The sequence below is a fragment of the Limnovirga soli genome (assembly GCF_013106755.1).
Taxonomy (GTDB): Bacteria; Bacteroidota; Bacteroidia; order Chitinophagales; family Chitinophagaceae; genus Limnovirga; species Limnovirga soli.
On sequence record NZ_WHPF01000020.1, the window covers coordinates 73,092 to 79,362 of the forward strand.

The 6,271-nt window shown below is 40.7% G+C and carries 5 protein-coding genes; 2 read left to right on the forward strand and 3 right to left on the reverse strand.

Features of this window, described 5'->3' with window-relative positions:
• Positions 1-67 precede the first annotated feature (67 nt).
• Positions 68-778, reverse strand: a complete 711-nt coding sequence (locus GD597_RS20770; RefSeq protein ID WP_171609837.1) for an SIMPL domain-containing protein — start codon at positions 776-778, stop codon at positions 68-70.
• A gap of 223 nt (positions 779-1,001) precedes the next feature.
• Here GD597_RS20770 and GD597_RS20775 point away from each other — a divergent pair, with 223 nt between their 5' ends.
• Positions 1,002-1,436 carry a DUF6526 family protein gene (locus tag GD597_RS20775; protein WP_171609838.1) on the forward strand — a complete coding sequence of 145 codons (435 nt, stop codon included), beginning with the start codon at positions 1,002-1,004 and terminating at the stop codon, positions 1,434-1,436.
• A gap of 168 nt (positions 1,437-1,604) precedes the next feature.
• Positions 1,605-2,855 carry a beta-ketoacyl-ACP synthase II gene (fabF, locus tag GD597_RS20780; protein WP_171609839.1) on the forward strand — a complete coding sequence of 417 codons (1,251 nt, stop codon included), beginning with the start codon at positions 1,605-1,607 and terminating at the stop codon, positions 2,853-2,855.
• A gap of 242 nt (positions 2,856-3,097) precedes the next feature.
• Here fabF and GD597_RS20785 read toward each other — a convergent pair whose 3' ends face one another.
• Positions 3,098-5,029 carry a S8 family serine peptidase gene (locus GD597_RS20785; RefSeq protein WP_171609840.1) on the reverse strand — a complete coding sequence of 644 codons (1,932 nt, stop codon included), beginning with the start codon at positions 5,027-5,029 and terminating at the stop codon, positions 3,098-3,100.
• Positions 5,030-5,042: 13 nt separating this feature from the next.
• Positions 5,043-5,789 carry a hypothetical protein gene (locus GD597_RS20790; RefSeq protein WP_171609841.1) on the reverse strand — a complete coding sequence of 249 codons (747 nt, stop codon included), beginning with the start codon at positions 5,787-5,789 and terminating at the stop codon, positions 5,043-5,045.
• Between the last annotated feature and the right edge of the window lie 482 nt (positions 5,790-6,271).

Here is a 6,271-nt window from a genome sequence, read left to right on the forward strand (position 1 = left end):
CCCTGAAGTGTGCGACGCAAGTAAAGCTGCATGATTAGTAAAGGCCGGGCCAATACATTTTAAAATGCTATTGCAACCCAAACACCACATTTACATCAAACTGAATTTTTATTTTCTTAAAATCCACATCTAATGCAGGGCTAGCATTATCGTATGCTACTTTCATCATCGTATTAGCATACATGGGTTGCGGATAGTTATTCATTTCAACCGGCTCATTAATGGTAATGGCCCCGGCCAGCTGCTCTCCTATTGCCTGCGACAAATAAATTGCTTTTTCTTTTGCCGCTTTTACGGCAGCTATTTTCATTTCTTTTCTAATCTCGTCCATTTTACTATAGGTTGCTTTTGCAATAAAAAAATTCTGTGTGGCTTCATCATCCAGTTTATCTACCAGGGCATCGAGTTTATTAATATTATCAACCTTAACCCAATAGCTAATGCTGGCTTTTAAATCGGGATTTTGCTTTTTATTCTTCCGGTTGGCCCAGTAATTATTATCATAACCCTGATAGCTTTGCACGGTAACATCCTTATCCGTTAAACCCATGGCTTTACAGGCAGCCAGAAAATTATTTTTTATACTGTTGATATCAATTTTATCTCCATTTTTCCTGGTGTATTCGCGCAAGTCTACCTGTACATAAATTTCATCGGGCACTACTTCTATTTGTGCTGATCCGTTTACTGATATGGTTTTTGCCGTAACCCTATTTTCCTGTGCATTTGCGGCAGTAAGCATTATTACCGCAGCCATTACCATGATTGTCTTTTTCATAATTGTATGTTTTTTATATGGATGTAGATAAAAAAAGAATTACATAAGCAGTTTGATCATATGAGCACTCCTTAACAAGATTTTTACAAACCTGCTTTGTGTAAGCGCCTCAATCAGGTTAACTGTAAAAAAATACTTCATTTACTGCAAGGGTAAAAACAGGTTCTTACTTATCAGGCAAGTAGTTTATGCAATATGCCTTATCTTTCTGCCAAAAATATTTATGCAGCAACAAAATTTTGGCAACCATGCACGTATTGTAAAAGGTTACCACATGATTACGTTTATTATTATACTGGCTGTTTTAATTCTTTCTATTATTCATCTGGTTCAGGTATTTGGTGAAGATGGCTGGCTTTATATTGGTCTTATCCCCGTTTTAACCGCCATTGCATTAATTCTAATTGCATACTATGCCAGGGTATTTGCATTAAAAGCACAGGACAGGGCTATAAGGGCCGAAGAGAATCTTCGCCATTTTTTACTTACCGGCAAGCCTTTGGATACAGCTTTACAAATGTCTCAAATAATAGCGCTACGCTTTGCTGCAGATGAAGAATTTGTTGGTCTGGCACAAAAAGCAGCAAAAGAACAACTAAAAAGCACTGATATAAAAAAAGCGATAGCTAATTGGAAATCAGATCATTACAGGGCGTAAAGCCAATAAGGTTGCAAGTTTTTGGGCAAAATATAGCAACTTCATTGATATGGATGTAGATTTGCGACCGAAAATGAAGCAGGCATTCACTCCTGTTGTTACACAATTTTAACACGAATGGGCACTCGTTATAAACGTAAAAGTGCCATAAGTAAAAGCATTTAATTTATGAAAAGAGTAGTAATTACCGGTATTGGCGCACTAACCCCAATTGGAAATAATGTTGCTGAGTTCTGGGAATCTCTAAAAAATGGTGTAAGCGGTGCCGGACCATTAACCAGGTTCGATGTTAGCAAATTCAAAACCAAGTTTGCTGCCGAAATAAAAAATTTCGACATGCATGCACATCTTGATAAAAATGAAGTAAGACGTTATGATTTATATGCCCAATATGCATTGGTTTCCGTGGCAGAAGCTATTAAAAATGGCAATATCAACCTTGCCGATTTAAACCTTGACCGTGTAGGCGTTATTTGGGGTTGTGGTGTAGGAGGAATGACAACACACCAATCAGAAGTGGTAGAATTTGCAAAAGGTGATGGCAATCCCCGTTTTAATCCCTTCTTTATTCCAAAGATTATCCCCAATATGGCTGCGGGTATCATTTCTATCAAATACGGTTTAAGAGGGGTAAATTTTGCTACTGTAACGGCATGTGCCTCTTCTAACACTGCCTTAATCGATGCCTTTAATTATATCCGTTGGGGTAAGGCAGATATGATTATCTCCGGCGGTTCAGAAGCCCCTGTGTGCGAATCTGGTGTTGGTGGTTTTATTTCTTCCAAAGCCTTGTCGCACAATAACGAAAATGCAGCCGGCGCTTCTATGCCATTCGATGTTAAAAGAGATGGTTTTGTAATTGGCGAAGGTGCAGGTACCATTATTCTCGAAAGCCTCGACAGTGCACTTAAGCGTGGCGCTACCATTTATGGCGAAATGATTGGTGGCGGTATGGCTGCCGATGCTTACCATATGACAGGTACACACCCCGAAGGTGATGGTGCCGTAATTGGTATGACAGAAGCCCTTGCCGAAGCAGGCATTCAACCATCAGAAGTGGATTATTTAAATGCACACGCTACTTCTACCTCATTGGGAGATGTAAGCGAGTTAAAAGCAGCGCTTAGGGTGTTTGGCAAAAATGCTACCAAACTAAGTATTAGTGGCACCAAATCTATGACCGGCCACTTATTGGGTGCTGCTGGTGCAGTAGAAGCTATAGCATGTATTAAGGCCATGCAGGAAAGCATTATTCCACCAACCATTAATACCACAGAGGTAGAGCCAGATTTTGCAGATAAATTCCATTTTATCTTAGGTAAATCCTATAACAAACCAGTAAAATATGCCATGAGCAATACATTTGGTTTTGGTGGCCATATTGCAACTGCTTTGTTTAAAAGATGGGATGGTGAATAATTTTTTGAAACCAACTGCAGATTATTAATGAGGCTACTGTTGTGTCACTCACTGCAACGCCAACAATACTAATCGGCTAAAAATACAACCGCATTAATGTATAAGCTAACAAGCTACATTAATGCGGTTCTTTTTTACAATAATATATGGCTGTAAAAAGCTGCCTGCCGTTATACCGTACAAGTGTGCGACGCAAGTAAAGCCGCCAACTTTGGTATTGCTTGGCTACAAAAACACCTGCATTATTTCACTACTTTAATAGCTCTTTTTTGCTTGCCCACATACTGCACCAGGTACACGCCATGTGGTAAAACCCCGGCATTGCGTACCATATAACTGTATTGCGCATCCTGTTGCACCTGTAATGTAGCCGTCTCAATAATTTTACCGGCAGCATCCGTTATTCTAAGTTGAATGGAACCGGTTTCCGGCGCTTTTATATATACCGTTAATTGCGTGGTAAATGGTACAGGAACCGCTACCAGCCAGTCTTTTAGCGTAATACCTGTTTTTGAAACTGCCACCTGTTTTGTATTAATACCATCCGAATATTGTACAAAATAATCGCCACCGGGCAGGCTGGCTACATCAGTAAAAGCAGTATCGTAAATTTCCTGTTCTTCTGCGCTCATAACAAAAGATCGTACCGCATTGCCACCCGCATCCATCAACGAAATGGTTACGCTACCCTCCTTACGGGCAATAAATTTTATGTTGACACGGCTGCTAAATGGGTTGGGTGTGGCAAACAGCCAGTCGGTACCATATAAAGCAATATTCTGTTGTTCTTTTAAAATAGTATAGGCCTTCTTCATATCAGGTAGGCCGTAACCATATCGGTTATCGGGATTGGAATACTTATCGGCGCTTTTGTATACCGCATCCAATATTGCCATATTATTTACTGCAGGAAAAGCCTGCCACAAACAGGCAATTAACCCATTAATGTTGGGGTTAGAAAAAGAGGTTCCGCTACCTGTAGCCGGCAAATCGTTTACCCCAAAAATGGTGGTGCCCGACCCTACAGAAACAATATTGGGTTTTACTTTACCTGTGTAACCGTAACTACTAAAAGAGGCAATTACGCCACTGGTATTTACAGCACCTACGCTGCAAACACTATCCGCATCGGCAGGAAAAATTAAATATTTCCAGCTGTTATTCCCCTCATTGCCGGCACTATTGGTAACAATCATACCCTTATGCGCTGCCATAGCAGCCCCTTTGGAAACGGTGGTACTGTTCTGATAAATATCCGCATAACTATGGTTAAACTGCGCATCATCAAACCAATAATATCCTAATGAGGAGCTAATCATATCTGCCCCGGCGCTATCAGCAAATTCTGCTGTGGCCACCCAGTTATGTTCTTCAATGGGGTATTCTGAAAAATTGTTTTCGCTGCGTAACAACCAAAAACTGGCATGTGGTGCAGTGCCCACCATTACACCCGGTTTATTGGCGGCAATGGTGCTAAGGCAGTACATGCCATGGGTATCATCCTCATCCACGCTATTATCAAAATCTACAAAGTCCTTTACACCCAACACTTGCCCATTGTTTCTAATACTGTCAAAAGCACTTAAGGTTTGGTAATGATAAAAACCGGCATCCAATACAGCAATGGTGATACCCTGGCCGGTAAAACCCTTATTATGTAAAAAGCCTCCATTATGTATGGATACCTGAGCAGCCGAAGCGCCGTATTGCAAATCCTCGGTTTCATTGGCACCATTTACAACGGGTAACAGAGGCAGTGGACTAACTTTTTCTATAGTGCGGTTAAAAAGCCTTTCTGTATTTCGGTTTGGTTGTAAAGCTACCGGTGCTGCACTTTTTACAAATGGCAATGCGCTAATTGCTGCTATAGCCTGTGCGTCACTGCTTTGAATTAAAATTTGGTTTAGCCATTTGCTCTGGCTTAAATAACTTACTGCCCCCTGTTGTAATACTTGTTGAATATATCCGGGGTTCACCGGAAAATCAGTAGAATCAATTACAATATTTTGTTTTGCTCTGCGGTCGATGGCTTTTTGCGAAAGATATGCCTGCGGATTATTAGTAGTAAATGGGGTTTGTTGTTTATCGGTAAACTGCACAATTATTTTACTATACTGCGCTATACCTGTTTGCAGCATACCCAACCATAACACCAGTAATAATGCACTTTTCATGTAACTATTTTTATTATCGTATAGCAATCAGGCTTAGCTTAATGCCATAACTGTCATTATCATATTTAGCAGGTGGCGGGGTTGGTTGCCAGGTACTATGCAAAAATTCTTTGTATACCAGCCCAATGCCTTTGGCATAAATTTCCACCGCATAATTTCGCTGCTGGTAATTCTGCGGTTCAAATGGCCCGGGCGGCGATATTTCATCTCTTTGCAAAACGGTGATGGTACTATCCAACAGGGCATCATCCAAAGTAATTGGCTGGTTAAACTGGGTATACTGGTAACGCCACCCATCCATAAATTGAAAAGGCGAGGTTGCAGATTTTGTATCAATATAAGCATTGCCGGGCCAGGTAAATCCATCCCGAAGGGGTTGGGTTAAAATAACAAAACGGCGGTTTTTATCATCCAGTAATTCTACAGTTTGTGCATTGGCAGTAATTAAAAAAGTACCAATATTTTGCCAGGGCTGGGTTTCCAGTGTATCGGTTACAAAGCGGTACATTCTGTAAGTAAGGCGGCCCATGCCATCAGTAATTGTATCGGCAATACTGTCTTTGGCGTGATAAGATTTTACCACCAAATCGCTGCCATCCAGCGGAATTAAAGAAGAATCTAACCGATACACCAGCACACGCCCTGTTTGCAGCGGCAGGTAATCGCTTAAAGCCGGGAATTGCACCGTAGCCGATTGTTTGGCACAACCCATTAGTACCATCAGGCCAGTAGTGAATATCAGTTTCAAAAATCGGTTCATGTATTGCAAGTTAGGTAAACAAGTTATGCCAATGCATAAGCGCCATTTTTCTTAACGCTAAAATAGCGGCTATGTTTTGTTGCCAATGCGTTAGCAGCAAAAAAAATGCCGTCAACATAAAAATGTAACGGCATTTGCTTGCTTGTTCTTGATCTGCTTGAGAAGGTGTTTTGTTAGGTTAGCCTGCAAGCCTTACCTTAACCGATAGTAAACTTGCTTGCCATAATTAGTCGGCAATAGATATTTGCAGGAAACAAATTGACCGAAATTTTTTTAAGCCACATTTGTAGCCAGACATTTGGAAAGGCATATGGCTTTACTTGCGTCGCACTCTTGTACTGCAGGGCTTTGCGCAGCGGGGTTAAAATTTCAAATACATACATGTTTAAAATAACAAATGGCCAATACTGTATTTTTTTGCTGCCACAACTATCTAACCGTACAAGTGTGCGACCTTTGGTTGTAATGAGATGTTTTACATA